Below are 17,958 nucleotides of genomic sequence, written 5' to 3'. Positions count from 1 at the left end.
CCCCCAGGAGTAGTGAAAGATCCGATGACGCGAACACTGGTGACCGGGAGCGCCGGCCGGCTCGGGCGCAGCGTGGTCACCGCACTGGCACAGGCGGGGCACGAGGTGATCGGCGTCGACGTGGTGCCCGGCACCCCCGCTGCGGCCGCGCACACGCTGCCGGCCGACCTGACGAACCTCGGCGAGGCCTACGACGTCATGGCGCACTTCCGCCCCGACGTGGTGGTGCACCTGGCCGCGATCGCGACCCCGTTCAGCCGGACCGAGGGCCACATCTTCCGCACCAACACCCAGCTCGCCTTCAACGTGTGCGAGGCGGCGACCCACACCGGGGTGGGCAGGGTCGTCGTGGCGAGCAGCCCGACGGTCATCGGCTACGGCGCGCCGCACGGCTGGCGGCCCCGCTACCTGCCGATCGACGAGGACCACCCCGCCGAGCCCTGGAACGCCTACAGCCTGTCGAAGCTCGTGGCCGAGCAGACGATGGCGGCGTTCGCGCGCAACCCCGGGACGAGATTCGCGGCCGTACGGCCGTGCTTCGTCGTCGCCCCCGAGGAGTGGGCCGGAGCTCCCACACAGTCGGGCCACACCATCGCCGAGCGGCTGGACCGGCCCGAGATCGCGGGTGTCTCCCTGTTCAACTACATCGACGCCAGGGACGCCTCCGACATGATCGGCGTGCTCGTCGACCGGCTGTGGGACCTGCCCAACGGCGAGGTGTTCTTCGCCGGCGCCGCCGACGCGCTGGCCCGCGAGCCCCTGGCGGAGCTGCTGCCCGCCGTCAATCCCGCCACCGCGGCGACCGCCGCGGCCCTCACCGGCACCGCGCCGGCCTTCAGCTCCGCCAAGGCGGAGCGGATGCTCGGCTGGACGGCCAAGCGCGACTGGCGAAGCGAACTGGAGATCGGATGAACCTCAGCGGGATCCTCTTCTTCCCGATAACACCGTACGGCCCCGACGGCGGGCTGGCCGAGGACGTGCTGGCCGAGCACATCGGGCGCGGGCTGGCGCACCGGCCCGGCGGGGTGTTCGTGGCCTGCGGCACGGGCGAGTTCTCGGCCCTGTCGGAGGACGAGCACCGGCGCGCGGTCAAGGTGGCCGTGCGGACGGCCGCAGGCTCCGTCCCGGTGCTGGCCGGAGCGGGCGGCCCGCTCGGCTCGGCGCTGCGCCAGGCGCGCGCCGCCCGCGAGGCGGGCGCCGACGGGCTGCTGCTGATGCCGCCCTACCTGGCCAAGGGCCCGCACGACGGGTTCGTCGCCTACGTACGGGCGATCGCCGAGGTCCTGCCGGTCATCGTCTACATGCGCGGTTCGGTGGTGCTCACCCCCGAGCAGGTCGTGCAGCTGGCCGGGCTGCCCGGCGTGATCGGCCTGAAGGACGGGCTCGGCGACATCGACCTCATCCAGCGCATCGTGCTGGCGGTGCGGCACGAGGTCGGCGACGGATTCCAGTTCTTCAACGGCCTGCCCACGGCCGAACTGACCATGGGCGCCTACCGCGGCATCGGTGTGGAGCTCTACTCGTCGGCGGCGTTCGCCTTCGCGCCGGACCTCGCCACCGCCTACTTCAACGGCGCCCGGCAGCTCCTGACCGAGTTCTACGAGCCCCTGGTCCGGCTCCGCTCCAAGGTGCCCGGATACGCGGTCTCCCTGGTCAAGGCCGGCGTGCGACTCGGCGGCCTGGAGCCGGGCCCGGTGCGCCCGCCGCTGGTGGACGCCTCGGCCGAGCACGTGGCCGAGCTGGAGGCGCTGATCAAGCACGGACGGTCGCTGATCCTCCATGATTCGTGACCTCACGGTCAGCGCCCGCACGGCGGCCCTGCCGCGCCCGTGGGGGCCTGACGTGCCCGCCAACCACGTCGTCGTCGTCCGGATCACGCTGGACGACGGCCGGACCGGCACCGGGTTCTCCTGGACGCCGCAGATCGGGGCACGGGCCGTCCAGGCGCTGCTGGAGCACGACATCCGCGACGCCGTGATCGGGCTGGACCCGCACCCCGAGGTGGTGTGGGACCGGCTCTGGCGGCACCTGCGCGAGGCGGGCCCCGGCGGGATCACCACGGTGGCGCTGGCCGGCGTGGACCTGGCGCTGTGGGATCTGCGCTGCGGCGACAGCGGGCTGGTCGACGTGCTCGGCCGGCGCAGGGACTCCGTGCCGGTGTACGGCAGCGGCGTGAACCTGCACTACTCGCTGGACGAGCTGGTCGCCCAGGCCGAGCGGTGGAAGGCCGCCGGTCACCCGGCGGTCAAGATGAAGGTGGGCCGGCCCGACCTGCGTGAGGACGTGGAACGGGTGGCGGCCGTGCGCGAGGTCGTCGGGCCGGACACGCTGCTGATGATCGACGCCAACCAGCGCTGGGACCTGCACCGGGCCCGCCGCGCCGTCGCCGCGCTGGCCCCGTACGGGCTGCACTGGCTGGAGGAGCCGCTGTCGGCCGACGACGTCGCCGCGCACGTCGAGCTGCGCCGGTCGGTGGACGTGCCCATCGCGGTCGGCGAGAACGTCTACACCGTCTACGGCTTCCGCGACCTGCTGACGGCGGGCGCCTGCGACGTCGTGCAGCCCAACGTGGTGCGGGTGGGCGGGATCACGCCGTTCCTGCGGATCGCGGAGCTGGCCCGGGCGTTCGACGTGCCGGTCTACCCGCACCTGCTGCCCGACCTGTCGGCGCAGCTCGCGCTGACGCTGCCGCTGCCGTGCATGGCCGAGGAGGTCGAGGACGCCTCGTTCGCCGCGCTCGGGCTGCTGGCCGAACCGTACCCTGTCCACGTCGCCGGCGGACGGCTGAGCGTCGGCGAGCACCGGGGCCTCGGGCTCCATTGGAGGTAGGAGCATGCGTGTGGTGCTGGCGGGCACCCGGGGGTTCGGCGCCCACTATCTCGACCGGCTGCGCGGGCTGACGGACATGGTGGAGCTCGTGGGCGTCTGCGACACGTCGCCGCCGGAGCCGGGCGCGCTGGACGGGCTGGGCGAGCCGGAGTTCGCCACGGACCTGGCGGATCTCATCAAGCGGACCGGGGCGCGGATCGCCATCCTGGCCACGCCCATCCCGACGCACGCCGAGCTGACCCTGGCCGCGCTCGGCGCGGGGGCGCACGTGCTGGTGGAGAAGCCGACGGCGGCCACGCTGGCCGACTTCGACCGGATGCGGCGGGCCGCGGCCGAGGCGGGGCTGGCCTGCCAGGTCGGATTCCAGAGTCTCGCCTCGGCGGCGATCCCGGCGGTGCGCGAGCTGGTCGCCTCCGGGGCCATCGGCCGGGTGACCGGAATCGGGGCGGTCGGATCGTGGCCGCGCCCGGCGTCGTACTTCACCCGCAGCGCCTGGGCCGGCCGGCGCCGGCTGGACGGCGTGGACGTGGTGGACGGTGCGCTGACCAACCCGTTCGCACACGCCGTGGCCACCGCGCTGGCGGTGGCCGGGGCCGAGGAGCGCGACGCGGTCGTCTCGGTGGAGACGGAGCTGTTCCACGCCAACGCGATCGAGTCGGACGACACGTCCGCCATCCGGGTGACGACGGCCGACGGGACGCCCATCGTGGCGGCTGTGACGCTGTGCGCGGCCGACCGGGACGAGCCGTACGTGGTCGTGCACGGCGAGCGGGGCAGGATCAGGTTCACGTACACGACCGACGAGGTCCGGCTGAACGACGAGCCGGCGCGCCGCTTCCCGCGGGCCGACCTGCTGGTCAACCTCGTCGAGCACGTCCGCTCGGGCGCCGGCCTGCTGGTGCCGATCGCCAGGACGGGGGCGTTCATGCGGGTCATGGAGGCGATCAGGGTGGCGCCCGATCCGCTGCCGATCGCGGCGGCGCACCAGGACCGCTCCGGTGAGGGCGTGGTGCTGCCGGGCATCGCCGGGGTGGTCGAGGCGTGCGCCGAACGGCTGGCGCTGTTCTCGGAGGTGGGCGTGAGCTGGGCCGTGCCGCTCGTCGTGGCGGGCGGGGCGGCGGGCGGAGTGGCAAGCGAGGTGGTGGCCGAGTACGTGACGCGGCCCGACCTGCCGCTCACCGAGTCGCCCCGGCCCTACCTGCACCCGGTGCGCACACTGGGCGGCACGGTGGTGACCGAGGTGCGGCCCGACGACCACCCGCACCACCTGGGCGCCGGCGTGGCGGTCACGGACCTGGGCGGGCGCAACTTCTGGGGCGGGCGCACCTACGTCCGCGACCACGGACCGGCATGGCTGGACGACCACGGCGTCCAGCGGCACGTGGCGTTCGCCGGACGCGACGGCTCCGGGTTCGCCGAGACACTGCTGTGGCAGCGCCCCGGAGAGGATCCCCTGGTCCGCGAGGAGCGGACCGTGCGGGCCGTGGCGCTGTCGCGCGGCTGGGCGCTGCGGTTCGGCTTCAGGCTGCACAACCTCACGGACGCGCCGCTGACCGTGCGCAGCTCGGCCACCAAGGGCCGGGCCGGCGCGGGGTACGGCGGCTTCTTCTGGCGGGCGCCGGCCGGATCGCCGGAACTGCGGGTGTACTCCCCTGCCGCCGAGGGCGAGCAGGGCGTGCACGGCTCGCGCGCGCCGTGGCTGGCGCTGTCGTCGCGGGCGTGGACGCTGGTGTTCGCCCAGGAGGACGACCCGTGGTTCGTCAGGGTCGCCGAGTATCCCGGGGTGGGCACCGCGCTGGCCTGGGACACGCCGCTGACGTTCGAGGACGTGCTGGCCCGCGAGGTGACCGTGGTCGTCGCCGACGGGCGGCTGCCCGCCGGCGACGTCGCGGCGCTGGTGGCGGAGGCTACCGGCTGAGCCGGTCGGCCAGCCAGGCGAAGGCGTGCTCCTGCATGGGCACGTCGAAGGCGTGCGGGGCGTCGAAGAAGACGCCCTCGTAGCCGCCTTCCGGGTGGAGGCGGGCGATCGTCTCGTGCGCCCGCCGCATCCCGGCCGGCGGGAACAGCTCGTCCCGCTCGGCGTACAGGACCAGGAGCGGGTCCGGGGCGCGGGCGGCGACCAGCGCGGGGTAGTCGCACACGCGTGACAGGCCCGGCGGGTAGAGCATCCAGGTGTGCCGGGTGACGTGGCGGTCCAGCATGTCCCGGTACGAGCAGACCATCGCGGCGATGGCGACGGCGCGCACGCCCGGGTCGAACGCGCCGAGCAGCGCCGCCCGCAGTCCCCCGCCCGACAGGCCGACGCAGCCCACCGGCCCCACGTCGGGACGGTGGCGCAGGTAGGCCGCGGCCGCCAGATCCTCGCCCGCCACGGCGCCGGCCAGCGACGTGCCGAGCAGCGTGCAGTACTTCTCCAGCAGGTGCTCGTGCTGCGCCGCCGCGCGGTCGTACCGGTCCGCCTCGGACAGCCGTCCGGACGGGCGCCCGGCGGGGCCCTCGTCCCGGGCCAGGGCGGCGACCGGCTCCGGCATGGCGTCGAGCGGGAAGCGCCGGCTGCCCCAGCCCAGCACGTCGTGCACCAGGACGGCGAACCCGCGCCGGGCCAGCTCGCCCGCGTAGGCGCGGCCGCCGTAGAGGTCCCGGCGCAGCCGCAGCACCTCGGGCGCGGGCAGCTCGGGACCGTCGGCGATCTTGTCCTTGCCGGCCCACTTCATGCCGGCGTGGCAGTGCAGGGCGACCACGCCCGGCAGCACGCCGGCGACGCCGCGCGGCCGGAGCAGGTAGGCGCGGGTGCGCGGCCCGTACCCGACGGACCACGACAGCTCCTCGCCGCTGATGTCGCCGGCCGTCCAGGCGCGCTCCACGCGGACGTCCTCGGCGGCCAGGTCGAGCACCCCGACGGCCTCCCGGGCGGCCCGCCGCAGCGCGGGCCCCGGGACGGCCTCGGGGAAGGCGCCGCGCTGCCGCCACGCCAGCTCGGCCAGCCCCGAGAACTCCCCGAGGTGGCGCAGCCCGGCCGGCTCAGGCATCGGCCAGGCTGGTGCCGTCGCCGGCGAGGGTGACGGGCAGGCCGGTGGCGGCCGAGCGGTTGGCCGCGACGCCCACGAGCACGCTGCGGATGCCGTCGCGGTAGCCGGCGGGACGGCCGAGCGGGTCGTCGCCGGGGCCGCGGAAGACGTCGTCGAGCAGCAGCCGGTCGCCGCCGCCGTGGCCGCCGGAGCCCTGCTCGATGGTGACCTCCTCGGCCTGCTGCCAGTGGCGGTGCAGGGTGAGCTTCTCCCAGGCGTCGGTCACGTGCTCCTTCTTGGCCGCGCTGGGGTCGATCGCCGCCTGCGGCGGCGTCCAGCCCCGCTCGCACACCTCCAGCTCGATCCGGCCCTCGGTGCCGTTGAAGACCACCCGGTAGCCCTCGTACGGTGCGTGCGCGGTCAGGGAGTAGGTGAGCGTGGCACGGTTGGCGTAGCGCACCAGGACCGCCATGGTGTCGTCGATGGTGACACCGTCGGCGAAGACGTCCTGGTCGCGGATGTAGCCGTCCTCGTGCTCGGCGTCCAGGTAGAGCCGCTTGAGCCGCGGGTCGGCGGAGATGTCGAGCAGGAACGGGTCGGCGCCCAGGCCCGGGGCGCCGTGGGAGCGGGCCGGACGCTCGCCGCGGGGCCGCGCGGTGCCGTAGAAGCGCAGGTCGGTCTGGGCGAAGACGAGCCGCGGCGCGGCGTCGAGCCACCAGTTGACCAGGTCGAAGTGGTGGGTGGACTTGTGCACCAGCAGGCCGCCGGAGTTGGCGCGGTCGCGGTGCCAGCGGCGGAAGTAGTCGGCGCCGTGGATGGTGTCGAGCGCCCAGTCGAAGTGCACCGAGGTGACCTCGCCGATGGCGCCCTCGCTGATCAGGCGCTTCACGGCGGAGTTGCGCGGCGAGTAGCGGTAGTTGAAGGTCACCACCAGCTTGCCCGCGGCCCGTTCGGCGGCCGCGGCGATGGCGGCGCAGCTCTCGGCGTCCACCGTGAGCGGCTTCTCCACGATGACGTCCTTGCCGGCGTCCAGCGCGGCGACGACGTACCGGGCGTGGGTGGCGTCGACGGTGCAGACGACGACGGCGTCGGCCAGGTCGAGCAGCTTGCCGAACTCGTCGGGGGCGAAGCACGGCACGTCCCGGCCGATGCGCTCGACGTAGTAGTCCATGCGGGTCCGGTTGGTGTCGCAGAGCCCGGTGATCGTGCCGGTGTCGCTCCAGTCACCGAGCAGCGCGTCCACGTACATCTGGGCGCGGTGGCCGAGGCCGACGAAGGCGTACCTGGTGCTCAACTTCTCTCCCCGAGTGTCGAGATGGGCCGGCCGGGGGCCTGACGGCCCCCAGCCGGGTCTGGCTCGGCCCGGTCGCGCCGGGCCGTCGGTGTGGCGCGGCTCAGCCGGCGAGGGCGGCGTTCGCCTCGGACAGGAACTTCTGGGCGCCTTCGTCGGGGGTGGTCCGGCCGAACCAGACCTCCTCGCTGTTGCGCTTGAGGATGCTCTCCATCTCCATGGCGCCCTTCGGCGGGACGGAGATCGGGCTGAGCTCGCTCTTGATGTCGTCGATGAAGGCCAGCGTCTTCTGGTCGACGGCCGGCAACTTGTCCTTGACCGCGGCCAGGACCTTGCCGTTGGTCGGCAGGCCGCGGTCGCTCAGCAGGATGGCGGCGGCGTCGGGGTCGTTGACCAGGAAGTCGATGAACTTGTTCGCCTCGGCGGCGTGCTCCGACTTGGACGAGGCGGTGTAGTACATCGCCGGCTGCAGGAACATGCCGCCGCTGCTCGCCCCCTCGATCTTGGGCGCGCGCAGCAGGGTGAGGTCCTGGCCCGAGGCCTTCGACACGGCGTTGAGCTGGTTGCTCCACCACATGCCCATCGCCCCCTGGTTGGTGGACAGCAGGGCCTGCTCGGGACCGGCGGTGAGCAGCTCGACGGTCTTGGCCGGCTCGGGTGCCGCCTTGTCCTTGACGAGTTGCTGGTGGATGCCCCACCACTCCTTCAGCGTCTCCGGGGACACACCGATCTTGCTGCCGTCGTAGAACTTCTCGCCCTTCTGGGCCGCGTAGATCTGCAGCCAGGCGGGGTTGTAGTTGTATTCGGCGCCGGTCACGCCGCCCCCGTCGGCGCTGACCTTCTTGGCCAGTTCCATCCACTGCGGCCAGGTCCAGCTCTTGTCGTCCGGCAGCTTCTGCTTGGCCTTCTCCAGCACGGACGGGTTGACCAGCATGGCGAAGGTGTTGACGCCGGTGGGGACGGCGTACTGCTTGCCATCGACCTGGCCGCTGGTGAGCACCTGCTGGTCGAGGTCGCCGGTGTTGAGCTTGCCCGCCAGGTCGGCCAGCGCGCCGCGGCCGGCGTACTCGGCCAGGCCGCGGATCTCGATGGTCATCACGTCCGGCGCGTCGTTGGCGGCGATCTTGGTGGCGAGCTTCTCGTAGTAGCTGTCCCAGTTGGAGAAGTCGCCCTCGACGTCGATCGTCGGGTTCTTCTCCTCGAACTTGGCGATGGCCTGCTCGGTCAGCTTCTGCCGGGCGTCGCTGCCCCAGTAGGAGAAGACGATCTTGACTTTGTCGCCGCCACCCGCCTCGCTGCTGCTGCCGCCGCCGCAGGCGCCGGCGGCGGTCATCACGGCCGCGGTGAGCACGGCCGTGGTCCACTTCTTGTTGCGAGAGCCGATGTTCACAGCTCTACCTCCTCTTGGATGGGTTGCGGGGGGTGAAGAGGGCTACTTCAGACCGGTGGTAGCCACACCGCGGATCAGGTACTTCTGGCCGGCCAGGAAGAAACCGAAGATCGGGCCGAGCGACACGATCGACATCGCGAACATCGGGCCCCACGACGACTCGCCGCTGGAGTCCAGGAACTGGCGCAGCGCGACGGCCACCGTGAGGTTGTCGCTGTTGGTGAGGTAGAGGTTCTGGCTGAAGAAGTCGTTCCAGGTCCAGATGAAGGTGAAGATGCCGGTCGTGGCGAGCGCCGGCATGCACAGGGGCAGGATCACCTGCAGGAAGACCCGCCAGTATCCGGCACCGTCGATGGCGGCGGCCTCGTCCAGCTCCCTCGGCAGGGTGCGGATGAACTGCACCATGAGGAAGATGAAGAACGCGTCCGTCGCCAGGAACTTGGGCACGATCAGCGGCCAGATCGTGTTGATCCAGTCGAGGTTGGCGAACACGATGTACTGCGGCACCACGGTCACGTGGTGCGGCAGCATGATCGACCCCAACATGATCGCGAACCATAGCTTCTTCAGCGGAAAGTTCAACCGCGCGAAGGCGTAGGCGGCCAGCGAGCAGGCGACCAGGTTGGCCACCACGCTCAGCGCCGTGATCACCGCCGAGTTCCACAGGTAGTAGCCGAAGGAGTGCTTCAGCGCGGTCCAGCCCTCGGCGTAGTTCTCCAGCGTGACCGCGCTCGGCCACAGCCCCGGCTCGCGGAAGATGATCTCCTCCGGCTTGAACGAGCTCGACACCATCCACAGCAGCGGGTAGAGCATCAGCAGGCCGAAGCCCAGGAGGAGGATGTGCTTCAGCAGCCTGCCGCCCCGCCTCGGGCGGAAGAGGAACGGCAGGCTGGAGGTGTCACTTCGTGTCGCCATAGAAGACCCAATACTTCGACGCGAGGAAATTCACGCCGGTCAGGCCGGCGATGATGACCAGGAGGACCCAGGCCATGGCGGCCGCGTAGCCCATCTCGTAGCTCTTGAAGCCCTTGAGGTAGAGGTAGAGCGTGTAGAAGAGCGTGGAGTCGGCGGGGCCCCCGTTGCCGCCGCTCACGATGAACGACTGCGTGAACGACTGGAACGACTTGATCACTTCGAGCACGAGGTTGAAGAAGATGATCGGCGTCAGCAGCGGCAGGGTGATCGAGCGGAACTGGCGCCACCGGGTGGCCCCGTCGACCGAGGCGGCCTCGTAGTAGCTCTGCGGGATCTGCCGCAGGCCGGCGAGGAAGATGACCATGGGGGCCCCGAACGTCCACACGTGCAGGAGGATCAGCGTGCCGAGGGCGGTGTCGGGGTCGGACACCCAGCCGGGGCCGTCGATGCCGACCACCGCCAGCAGCGAGTTGACCAGGCCGTCGGCGCCGAAGAGCTTGCGCCACAGGATGGCGATGGCCACGCTGCCGCCGAGCAGCGAGGGCAGGTAGTAGACCGAGCGGTAGAACGGCAGCCCGCGCAGCCCCCGGTCCAGCGCCAGAGCGAGGCCCAGGGCGAAGGCGAGCTGCAGCGGCACCGACACGACCACGTAGATTGTCGTCACCTTCAGCGAGGTGATGAATCTCGTGTCCTCGGTGAACATCTTCGTGTAGTTGTCGAACCCGACCCAGGTCCCCGCCTCCAGCAGGCTGAAGTCGGTGAACGACAGGTACAGCGAGGCCAGGATGGGCCCCACGGTGATGGCGAACAGCCCCAGGAACCAGGGCGCGAGAAAGACGTAGGCCGTACGGGCCTCACGCCGCCGGTGCACGCTCACGCGGGGCACGCGACGACGGCCTCCCGTCACGGAAACCGAATCAGACATGGATTCATGCATCCCTCATTCCAGGGCCTCCCCGGCACGGCGGGATTGGATAGCGCATTCCTATAAGGATGCGAAAAGTTTCGTCAACCCTTTGCAGGCGTTACAAACCCGTTACCGATATATCGTCAACGACGTATCCCCTGCTCAGCACGGGATAGTGCACGGAAGCACCTCGTCAACTTTTTGCTGCCACCCAAGGATCTACTACAACCGGTTGCATTTACGATCATGAGTGGACATGCTGGCTGCCGGCCGTCGTCCGGGACAGCGCGCCAGGGAACCCGCCCGCCCCCGGCCCTACCAGGCGCCTCCCAGCTCGTTGAGCGTGAACACCCCTCCGGCCCGGTCGTGCAGCGGCTCAGCCAGGTCGGGTTCACCCTGCTCGGCGATGATCCGGGCGGCGTACGCCTCGGAGTCGTCGCGCGAGACGTAGCCGATGGCCCGCGCCTCGTCGAGCGACCACCAGCGGCGCCGGTTGTCGGAGACGCCCCAGACGACGTGGTACCCGGGCGCGACGAGCGCCGCCTCCAGCAGGAGGGCGCAGTCGTCGGGCGAGATCCAGGTGGTCAGGCCCCGAGTGTCGCCCGAGGCCTCGCTGCAGGTGCCCAGCCGGATCACCGTCACATTCATGCCGAACCTGTCGTGGTAGAGGCTGCCGAGCGCCTCCATGACGACCTTGCTCACGCCGTAGTAGGTGTCGGGCCGGGGGAAGGCGTAGTCGGGCAACTCCGCCCCGCCGGGCGGACGGGTGTGGAAGCCGGCCGCGTGGTGGCTGCCCATCAGGACGACCTGCCGCACCCCTTCCGCGCGCGCGGCCTCCAGCAGCACCTGGGTGCCGTTGATGTTGGCGTGCACGATGTCGGCCCACGGGTGCTCCCGGCTCTGGCCGCCGAGATGGACGACCGCGTCGACGCCCTTGACCGCCTCGGCCATGGCCGCCTCGTCGGCGACGTCGCCCGTCACCGCCTCCTCGCCGGGGCCCGGGTCCAGCGGGACGAGGTCGGACAGGCGGAGGATGCGGCCCTCGCGGGCGAGACGGGGCCGCATGAGCGTGCCGACCTTGCCGGCGGCACCTGTCATGAGAATGCGCATGGCCACCTTGTACACAAAGCTGCCCGATATTCACATTCTTGAAGAGTGGCCGTGATCTGCGTCACTTGCTAGGTTCCCATGAACTGATGACAGATCTTGGACAGCCGTCCAAGGATGTGAACAGGAGGCGGTTCATGTCACGCCAGTTGCTCGGAGAGACGCCCACCGCGGCACTCGCCGTCACGCTGACGGCCGGGCGATCTCGCACAGCGTCGTGCCGGCCGTCGGCACCACGGTGGGCTCGATCGTCCCGGGCCCGCCGCTAGCGTTGCTCATCGAGGGCCCGGCCCACTACCTGTGGTCCGTCAGGACGTGCCCGACGCCCGCACGCTCGCCGCAGCCGCCGACAATGCCTACCTGCTCAACTCGTTCGTGGTGGCCGGCTTCGGGCTGCCGCCGCGGCTGCTTCGGAGCGTCATCGCCGCCTACGTTCTGGCACGCGAGAAGTTCCGGGGCATGACGGTCGTGATGCTGATCACGCTCACGACCATGATGCCGCCCGAGAAGATCATCGCCCTCCCGCTCTCGGTGCGGGTGAAGGGCGGAGTGTCCATGTACGTGGACGCCATCCCATATGCTGGCACATCAGGAACGATTGTCGAGAGGGATGGACATGGAGCCGCAGCTCGTCAAGTCCGCCGAGCGGACGGTCCGCATCCTGGAGGCGCTGGCCGCCTCCCCGGAGGCACTGACGCTGTCACAGCTGCAGCAGCACACCGGTTTCCCCCGCAGCAGCCTGCACGCCCTCATGCGCACACTCGTCGAACTCAAATGGGTGGAGACCGACACCGCCAAAGGGCGTTCGGCATCGGGCCGCACGCCCTGCTGACCGGCACGGCCTACCTGGACAAGGACCCCGCCCTGCCGTTCGCGCAACAGGCCCTGGAGGACCTGCGCGACGAGATCGGGCACACCGTCCACTTCGCTCGCCGCGACGAGTCCCACGTGCTCTACCTGGCCACACGGGAGTCACGCGACGCCCACCACATCACCCCGCGCGTGGGCAGGCGGCTGCCCGCGCACGTCACCGCACTCGGGCAGGCGCTGCTCGCGCAGCTCACCGACGACGAGGTGAAGGCCGTGCTGCCCGGCCCGCTGCAGGCCATGACCAAACACACGATCACCGACCTGGTCAAGCTCACCGAGGAACTCGACCAGGTCCGCACCCGCGGCTGGGCGTACGAACGCGAGCAGGGCACTCCCGGCGTCGCCTGCGTGGCCGTGACCGTCGACTACCGGATCCCCGCGACCGACGCCATCAGCTGCTCGATGCCGGCCGAGCCGGGCCCCGCCCACGTCGAACGGATCACCCAGGCGATGGTCACCCACACCCGCAAGCTCGCTGCCACCCTCCGACGGGAGGGCATCCGCTAGGCCGGAGGGCATCCGCTAGAAGGGCCACCCTGCGCCCGTCTTCGCCGGCGCCGGCGGCACGCTGCCCACCGCCCAGGCCGCCGCCGCCCAAGGCGCCGACGGGCGGGTGCTCATGCCGCCCTACCTGGTCACCGCCCCTCCGGCGACCTGGTCCGCTACGTGCTGGAGGCGAGCGAAACGGACGGGCTGCCCGTCATCATCTCCCAGCGGGGCACTGCCCGCATCTCCCTCGCGGCGGTCACCGAACTGGCGCAGGCGCCGAATGTGACCGGATTCAAGAACGGGCTCGGTGACTTCGACCTGCTCCAGCGCATCACCACCGCCCACGCCGAGCAGCCGCCCATAAGGCACACCACGGACCGCGCCCACCACCCCACAAGACACACCACGGACCGCGCCCACGACGCCGCGAGACACGCTATGGACGCGTGCTCACGACGCCGCGAGGCAGCCCTCGTACAGGTTCAGGACGCGCGCAGGGCGCCATCCACGCGCTGCGGGACACGCAGCGGGTTGGAGTCCTTGAGCTCGTCGGGCAGCAGTTCCTCCGGCCAGTCCTGGTAGGCGCGGGGCGCCAGCCACCGGTCGATGGCCGTCGCCCCGACGGACGTGTGCGCGGGTGCGGTGGATGACGGCCACGGACCGCCGTGGTGCATCGCCCAGCACACCGCCACCCCGGTCGGCCACCCGTTCCAGATGAGCCGCCCGGCCTTGCGGCCGAGCACGTCGGCCACCTGCGCCGCCTCGCTCGGGTCGGCGGCGTGGACGGTCGCCGTCAGCGACCCCTCGAGCCGCTCCAGCACAGCTGGCAGGTCCGCGGCGTCCCGGTACGTCACCACGAGGGACGCCGGCCCGAAGCACTCCTCGGCGATCCGCGGCAGCCCCTGCTCGAACGAGCGCAGGTCCGTGGTGAACACCTTGGGCGTCACCGCCCAGCGGCCCTCGCCCGGCTTGCCCTCGGCCAGCAGGGTGAGCTCGCCGAGCCGTTCGACGCCACCCAGGTAGCCGTCGCGAATCCGCTCGGCCAGCATCGGGCCGCCCGTGGTGCCCTCGACCGCCGCGGCCAGCGCCTTGCGGAGCTCGTCGTCGTCCGGCACGAACATCAGCCCCGGGTTCGTGCAGAACTGCCCCACCCCAAGCGTGAGCGAGCCCGCGAAACCGGTCGCCACCTCGGCCGTCGGGGCGGACGGCAACACGACGACCGGGTTGACGCTGCCCAGCTCTCCGAAGAACGGGATCGGCACTTCACGTTCGTCGATCAACGCCTGGATCGCCTTGCCGCCCGCCACGGATCCGGTGAACCCCGCCGCCGCCACCGAGGGATGACGCACCAGGTCGATGCCGGCCTGCATGCCCTGGACGAGCCCGAGCAGTTCCGGCTGCGGCAGGGCCTCACGGACGATCTGGGCCACGCGCTCGGAGGTGCGGGGGTGGCCGGGGTGGGCCTTGACCACCACAGGGCAGCCCGCGGCAAGCGCGGACGCCGTGTCGCCGCCGGCCACCGAGAACGCGAACGGGAAGTTGCTCGCCGAGAACACCGCGACGACGCCCTGCAGCGCGTGCTTCATCCGGCGTACGTCGGGCCTGGGCGGGGTCGCCGACGGATCGGCGTGGTCGACGACGGCGTCCAGATAGCCGCCGTCCCTGATCACCTGCGCGAAGAGCCTGAACTGGCCGGCCGTTCGGGCCACCTCGCCGCGTAGCCGTACCTCACCGAGGGCGGTCTCCTGGTCGGCGAGCTGCCACAGTTCGTCCACGTGCGTGGTCAGCGCGTCGGCGACGTCCTCCAACGTGACCGCCCGGTCGGCAGCGGGGGTGGCACGCCAGGCGGCGCCCGCGGCGGCCGCGGCAGAGACGATCTTGTCGACCCCGTCACGGTCCGTCTCGGGCAGCGCTGCGCCCACCGTCTCACCGGTCCTGGGATCGTATCCGTAGATCATGGATTGGCCCTTCGGAGTCTTGACACCTTCTCCACCCGATTCTTACAGTTGCCGCACTTGTCTACAAATCTGACTTAAGTTCACATATATGGACGGCGAGTATCAGTTGTCCGTGGCTCCTCGGCGCAAGCCCACACGGCATCCGCACATGAGGCAGCCGCACACGAGCCAGCCGACCACCCCGGCGCATGACCACCCCGGCGCGGGTGGCCCTGGTAAGGGTCACCGAGCCGGACACACCAACCCGCCCTCGTACGCTGCGATCACCAACTGAGCTCTGTCCCTGGCGTCCAGCTTGGCCAGCAGGCGGCTGATGTGGGTCTTGACCGTCGCTGAACTCAGTTGGAGGTGGGTGGAAATCTCGGCGTTGGACAACCCACGAGCGATCAAGGTGAGAACCTCCCGCTCCCGCTCGGTGACCCCGTCGAGCCCCCGAAGGGCCGGCGTGACCGGAACGCGAGCGAACTCCTCGATCAGCCTGCGTGTCACCGTGGGAGCCAGCAACGCCTCGCCTCGTGCGACCACCCGGATGGCGGCCAGCAGGTCGGTCGGCGGAGTGTCCTTGAGCAGGAACCCACTGGCCCCGGCCCGGAGCGCGTCGTAGACGTAGGCGTCCAGGTCGAACATGGTCACGATGAGGACGCGCGATGCCGTGCCGATGCGCCTGGTGGCCTCGATCCCATCCATCTCCGGCATCCGAACGTCCATGAGCACCACATCAGGACACTCCTCCATCGTGATGGACACGGCCTCGGCACCTGTCGCGGCCTCCCCGACGACCGTCATATCGGGCTCCGAGTCGACCAGCACCCTGAAACTCCCTCTCAGCAGCGCCTGATCGTCCGCGACGAGCACCCGGATCATGCGGCACCCCTGTAGGGGAGCGTCGCCAAGACCCGAAATCCCCTCCCCGGCAAGGGGCCGGCCTCGAATACACCGCCGAAGGTCATGACCCGTTCGCGCATGCCGATCAATCCGTGACCCGCCCCGGTCGCGGACGTCGTACGCCGCCCCGGCCCGTCATCGGTCACCTCTATGCGCACCTCGCGCGCACCTGCGACCACGGACACCCGGCACCGCGCGGGCGCCGCATGTTTGACCACGTTGGTGAGCGCCTCCTGCACGATCCGATATACCGAAAGCTCTACCCCCTCGGGCAACCTCTCGTCGGCATGCTGCCCGTGACCGGCCTCTTCTCGATCCCATCGTCCTTGCTTCGCACTCCCAGTAGACGCCCTCGTCGACGTGTCGGCGCGCTCACCCAGCGTCCCCGCCGATCTACCGGCGTGCTCGGCCGACGCCCCCACCGTCCCTCCGGCGCCCTCTCCGGGCACCTTCACCGACCCGCCCCGGCCGCTACCCGGCTGCCCCACCGACTCTCCGGCGCCCCTACCGGGCGGGGCATGACTCCCATCCGACGCCACCGCCGACCCGCCCCGGCCGCTACCCGGCTGCCCCACAGATCGACCCCGTCGCACGCCCGACATCGCAGGCGGCGCGTCCAGGCTCCCTCCGTGCGCCACCATCGGTGTGCCGCTTCGGCTCTCCTGATCGTCATCACCAGAAGGGAGCTGGACATGGAGTGCCACTTCCACCCCAGCCATCCTGGCCCGTTCGGCCAGCTCCCAGATCCCGTCGAGGCCGGGCGCCGGTCCTCGGTCGGGCGCATCGGTCGACCGCAGCACACCGAGCAACTGACGCATCTCCACCAACGCACCGCGACTCACCGTTTCGATGACCCGCAGGGCCTCATGCGCCTCCTCCGGACGCGTGCGCAGAACGTGGTTGGCCACACCCGCCTTCACTGCGATCATCCCCACGCTGTGCGCGACCACGTCGTGCAGCTCGCGGGCGATGCGCAACCGTTCCTCCGTCACGGCCTTCTCGGCCAGCCTGTCGGCGTCACGCGCGGCGTACAGCCGTCGTTCGCGGACGGCGCGACCGACCGTCCATGCCCCTCCCAGCGCAGCGATGCCGAGAAGCGGCACATCCATATCCATGAGCCAGGTCGCAGCACCCGCCCGAGGAGTGCCCCCCACCGCCACCAGGCCGACGAGGGTGACCGCGGTCAGCACCGCGATCGCGGTGGTCGGCACCCAGGCCCCCTTCTCGTCCACCAGCGCGACGATGTAGAGCGCATAAGCGGGCGCCACGTAGGCGAAGGTGGCCGAACCCAGCACCACTGCCGCGATCGAGGCCGTCAGCGCGAGACAGAAGATCGGGACAGGCCAGAACCTGCGCAGTGTCAGCGGCAGGCCCAGGCCCAGAGCAAGGACCAAGCCTCCCATCGGCAGCCCGGCCACGGGCCTGACCATGGTGAGAAACAGCAGCGAGAACACCAGCCCCGCCACCGCGTCCAGCGCGACCAGCTGGCCACGGCTGAGGCGGCGGGCGAAGAGGGGGTACGGCTCGTTCACGCGTAGACCGTAGCCAATGATGCGGGGCCGGCACGTCAGCCTACGGTCTGACGTTGAGGTTCGGACCGTGGTCCGATGCGCCGGTGGCCGGCCATGCCGCATCTTCTTGAGCGTGATCGAACTCCACCACCTGACCAAGCGCTACGGCGACACCCTGGCCGTGCACGACCTGTCCTTCACCGTGGAGCCGGGGCATGTCACCGGGTTCCTGGGGCCCAACGGTGCCGGCAAGTCCACCACCATGCGCCTCATCCTCGGCCTCGACGCACCGACTTCGGGGAAGGCCCTCGTCAACGGCCGGCCGTACAGGTCCTTGGCCAGGCCCATGCGCGAGGTGGGTGCGCTGCTCGACGCCAATGCCGTGCACGAGGGGCGCAGCGCCTACCACCATCTCCTCTGCCTGGCCCGCACCAACGACATCGGCCCGCGGCGAGTGGCCGAGGTGCTGGAGCAGGTGGGCCTGGCAGGCGTGGCCCGCAAGCGGGTGAAAGGTTTCTCCCTCGGGATGAAGCAGCGGCTGGGCATCGCCGCGGCGCTGCTCGGAGACCCCAAGGTGTTGATGTTCGACGAGCCGGTCAACGGCTTGGATCCCGACGGGGTGCGTTGGTTTCGGGATCTCATGCGCTCACTCGCGGCCGAAGGACGGACGATCCTGCTGTCCAGCCACCTCATGAGCGAGATGGCCCTGACGGCCGATCGCATCGTGATCGTCGGTCGTGGTCGACTGATCACCCAAGCCACGGTCGCAGAGCTCACCACCCGCTACCACACTCTCGA

At 70.9% G+C, this 17,958-nt stretch carries 16 protein-coding genes and 1 pseudogene; 7 read left to right on the top strand and 10 right to left on the bottom strand.

The genetic code is table 11. The features are described 5' to 3' along the window. The first annotated feature begins 24 nt into the window (after nt 1–24). Genes ACGF0J_RS21185 through ACGF0J_RS21170 form a run of 4 tightly spaced genes read left to right on the top strand, consistent with a single transcriptional unit; the run spans nt 25 to nt 4,747 of the window. On the top strand, nt 25–912 hold the full coding sequence (locus ACGF0J_RS21185; RefSeq protein ID WP_393148250.1) for an NAD-dependent epimerase/dehydratase family protein: 888 nt from the start codon (nt 25–27) through the stop codon (nt 910–912). Next, nucleotides 909–1,790, top strand: coding sequence for a 5-dehydro-4-deoxyglucarate dehydratase (locus tag ACGF0J_RS21180; protein WP_393148248.1), 882 nt, complete (start codon nt 909–911; stop codon nt 1,788–1,790). Before ACGF0J_RS21185 ends, ACGF0J_RS21180 begins: the two co-directional genes overlap by 4 nt. Beyond that, nucleotides 1,780–2,829 carry a mandelate racemase/muconate lactonizing enzyme family protein gene (locus tag ACGF0J_RS21175; protein ID WP_393148246.1) on the top strand — a complete coding sequence of 350 codons (1,050 nt, stop codon included), beginning with the start codon at nt 1,780–1,782 and terminating at the stop codon, nt 2,827–2,829. The genes ACGF0J_RS21180 and ACGF0J_RS21175 overlap by 11 nt, the downstream gene beginning before the upstream one ends. A gap of 4 nt (nt 2,830–2,833) precedes the next feature. Beyond that, nucleotides 2,834–4,747, top strand: coding sequence for a DUF6807 family protein (locus ACGF0J_RS21170; protein WP_393148244.1), 1,914 nt, complete (start codon nt 2,834–2,836; stop codon nt 4,745–4,747). On the opposite strand, the gene ACGF0J_RS21165 is transcribed toward ACGF0J_RS21170, so the two are convergent. From ACGF0J_RS21165 to ACGF0J_RS21135, 7 genes are all read right to left on the bottom strand, one after another. Continuing rightward, the gene (locus ACGF0J_RS21165; protein ID WP_393148242.1) at nt 4,737–5,858 is read right to left on the bottom strand and encodes a dienelactone hydrolase family protein; all 1,122 of its coding nucleotides are present in this window, start codon (nt 5,856–5,858) and stop codon (nt 4,737–4,739) included. The two genes, ACGF0J_RS21170 and ACGF0J_RS21165, sit on opposite strands and share 11 nt — an antisense overlap. Beyond that, nucleotides 5,851–7,131 (bottom strand): Gfo/Idh/MocA family protein, encoded by a 1,281-nt coding sequence (locus ACGF0J_RS21160; RefSeq protein ID WP_393148240.1) that lies wholly within the window; start codon nt 7,129–7,131, stop codon nt 5,851–5,853. Before ACGF0J_RS21160 ends, ACGF0J_RS21165 begins: the two co-directional genes overlap by 8 nt. Nucleotides 7,132–7,231: 100 nt before the next feature. Next, nucleotides 7,232–8,518 (bottom strand): ABC transporter substrate-binding protein, encoded by a 1,287-nt coding sequence (locus ACGF0J_RS21155; RefSeq protein ID WP_393148238.1) that lies wholly within the window; start codon nt 8,516–8,518, stop codon nt 7,232–7,234. Between the two features lie 42 nt (nt 8,519–8,560). Further along, nucleotides 8,561–9,433: a carbohydrate ABC transporter permease gene (locus ACGF0J_RS21150; RefSeq protein ID WP_393148236.1), complete on the bottom strand. Its 873-nt coding sequence runs from the start codon at nt 9,431–9,433 to the stop codon at nt 8,561–8,563. After that, nucleotides 9,417–10,358: a carbohydrate ABC transporter permease gene (locus tag ACGF0J_RS21145; protein WP_393148234.1), complete on the bottom strand. Its 942-nt coding sequence runs from the start codon at nt 10,356–10,358 to the stop codon at nt 9,417–9,419. The genes ACGF0J_RS21150 and ACGF0J_RS21145 overlap by 17 nt, the downstream gene beginning before the upstream one ends. Nucleotides 10,359–10,655: 297 nt before the next feature. Then, on the bottom strand, nt 10,656–11,450 hold the full coding sequence (locus ACGF0J_RS21140; protein ID WP_393148232.1) for an NAD-dependent epimerase/dehydratase family protein: 795 nt from the start codon (nt 11,448–11,450) through the stop codon (nt 10,656–10,658). A 425-nt stretch (nt 11,451–11,875) separates the two neighbouring features. After that, nucleotides 11,876–12,004 carry a hypothetical protein gene (locus ACGF0J_RS21135; protein ID WP_393148230.1) on the bottom strand — a complete coding sequence of 43 codons (129 nt, stop codon included), beginning with the start codon at nt 12,002–12,004 and terminating at the stop codon, nt 11,876–11,878. A gap of 53 nt (nt 12,005–12,057) precedes the next feature. On the opposite strand from ACGF0J_RS21135, the gene ACGF0J_RS21130 reads away from it, so the two are divergent. After that, complete coding sequence (locus ACGF0J_RS21130; RefSeq protein ID WP_393148228.1) at nt 12,058–12,279, top strand: helix-turn-helix domain-containing protein; 222 nt, start codon at nt 12,058–12,060, stop codon at nt 12,277–12,279. Then, nucleotides 12,222–12,824 (top strand): IclR family transcriptional regulator, encoded by a 603-nt coding sequence (locus ACGF0J_RS21125; protein WP_393148226.1) that lies wholly within the window; start codon nt 12,222–12,224, stop codon nt 12,822–12,824. Before ACGF0J_RS21130 ends, ACGF0J_RS21125 begins: the two co-directional genes overlap by 58 nt. 464 nt (nt 12,825–13,288) lie before the next feature. Here ACGF0J_RS21125 and ACGF0J_RS21120 read toward each other — a convergent pair whose 3' ends face one another. From ACGF0J_RS21120 to ACGF0J_RS21110, 3 genes are all read right to left on the bottom strand, one after another. Beyond that, nucleotides 13,289–14,764, bottom strand: coding sequence for an aldehyde dehydrogenase (NADP(+)) (locus ACGF0J_RS21120; protein WP_393148224.1), 1,476 nt, complete (start codon nt 14,762–14,764; stop codon nt 13,289–13,291). Between the two features lie 222 nt (nt 14,765–14,986). After that, the gene (locus tag ACGF0J_RS21115) at nt 14,987–15,628 is read right to left on the bottom strand and encodes a response regulator (protein WP_393148222.1); all 642 of its coding nucleotides are present in this window, start codon (nt 15,626–15,628) and stop codon (nt 14,987–14,989) included. Next, complete coding sequence (locus ACGF0J_RS21110) at nt 15,625–17,181, bottom strand: histidine kinase (protein WP_393148220.1); 1,557 nt, start codon at nt 17,179–17,181, stop codon at nt 15,625–15,627. Before ACGF0J_RS21110 ends, ACGF0J_RS21115 begins: the two co-directional genes overlap by 4 nt. 112 nt (nt 17,182–17,293) lie before the next feature. Here ACGF0J_RS21110 and ACGF0J_RS21105 point away from each other — a divergent pair. Then, nucleotides 17,294–17,935: pseudogene (locus tag ACGF0J_RS21105) on the top strand (ABC transporter ATP-binding protein); the annotation flags it as partial. Nucleotides 17,936–17,958 lie beyond the last annotated feature (23 nt).

The organism is Nonomuraea sp. NPDC047897 (genome assembly GCF_043204415.1).
Taxonomy (GTDB): Bacteria; Actinomycetota; Actinomycetes; order Streptosporangiales; family Streptosporangiaceae; genus Nonomuraea.
This window is presented reverse-complemented; position numbering and strand designations above follow the sequence as displayed.

Excerpts from the sequence above, each read along its gene's own strand:
- ACGF0J_RS21140 (WP_393148232.1), bottom strand. The coding sequence starts at position 11,450 with ATGCGCATTCTCATGACAGGTGCCGCCGGCAAGGTCGGCACGCTCATG.
- ACGF0J_RS21115 (WP_393148222.1), bottom strand. The coding sequence starts at position 15,628 with ATGATCCGGGTGCTCGTCGCGGACGATCAGGCGCTGCTGAGAGGGAGT.
- ACGF0J_RS21175 (WP_393148246.1), top strand. The coding sequence starts at position 1,780 with ATGATTCGTGACCTCACGGTCAGCGCCCGCACGGCGGCCCTGCCGCGC.
- ACGF0J_RS21135 (WP_393148230.1), bottom strand. The coding sequence starts at position 12,004 with ATGGACACTCCGCCCTTCACCCGCACCGAGAGCGGGAGGGCGATGATC.
- ACGF0J_RS21165 (WP_393148242.1), bottom strand. The coding sequence starts at position 5,858 with ATGCCTGAGCCGGCCGGGCTGCGCCACCTCGGGGAGTTCTCGGGGCTG.
- ACGF0J_RS21145 (WP_393148234.1), bottom strand. The coding sequence starts at position 10,358 with ATGTCTGATTCGGTTTCCGTGACGGGAGGCCGTCGTCGCGTGCCCCGC.
- ACGF0J_RS21185 (WP_393148250.1), top strand. The coding sequence starts at position 25 with ATGACGCGAACACTGGTGACCGGGAGCGCCGGCCGGCTCGGGCGCAGC.
- ACGF0J_RS21130 (WP_393148228.1), top strand. The coding sequence starts at position 12,058 with ATGGACATGGAGCCGCAGCTCGTCAAGTCCGCCGAGCGGACGGTCCGC.
- ACGF0J_RS21170 (WP_393148244.1), top strand. The coding sequence starts at position 2,834 with ATGCGTGTGGTGCTGGCGGGCACCCGGGGGTTCGGCGCCCACTATCTC.
- ACGF0J_RS21150 (WP_393148236.1), bottom strand. The coding sequence starts at position 9,433 with ATGGCGACACGAAGTGACACCTCCAGCCTGCCGTTCCTCTTCCGCCCG.
- ACGF0J_RS21125 (WP_393148226.1), top strand. The coding sequence starts at position 12,222 with ATGGGTGGAGACCGACACCGCCAAAGGGCGTTCGGCATCGGGCCGCAC.
- ACGF0J_RS21120 (WP_393148224.1), bottom strand. The coding sequence starts at position 14,764 with ATGATCTACGGATACGATCCCAGGACCGGTGAGACGGTGGGCGCAGCG.
- ACGF0J_RS21180 (WP_393148248.1), top strand. The coding sequence starts at position 909 with ATGAACCTCAGCGGGATCCTCTTCTTCCCGATAACACCGTACGGCCCC.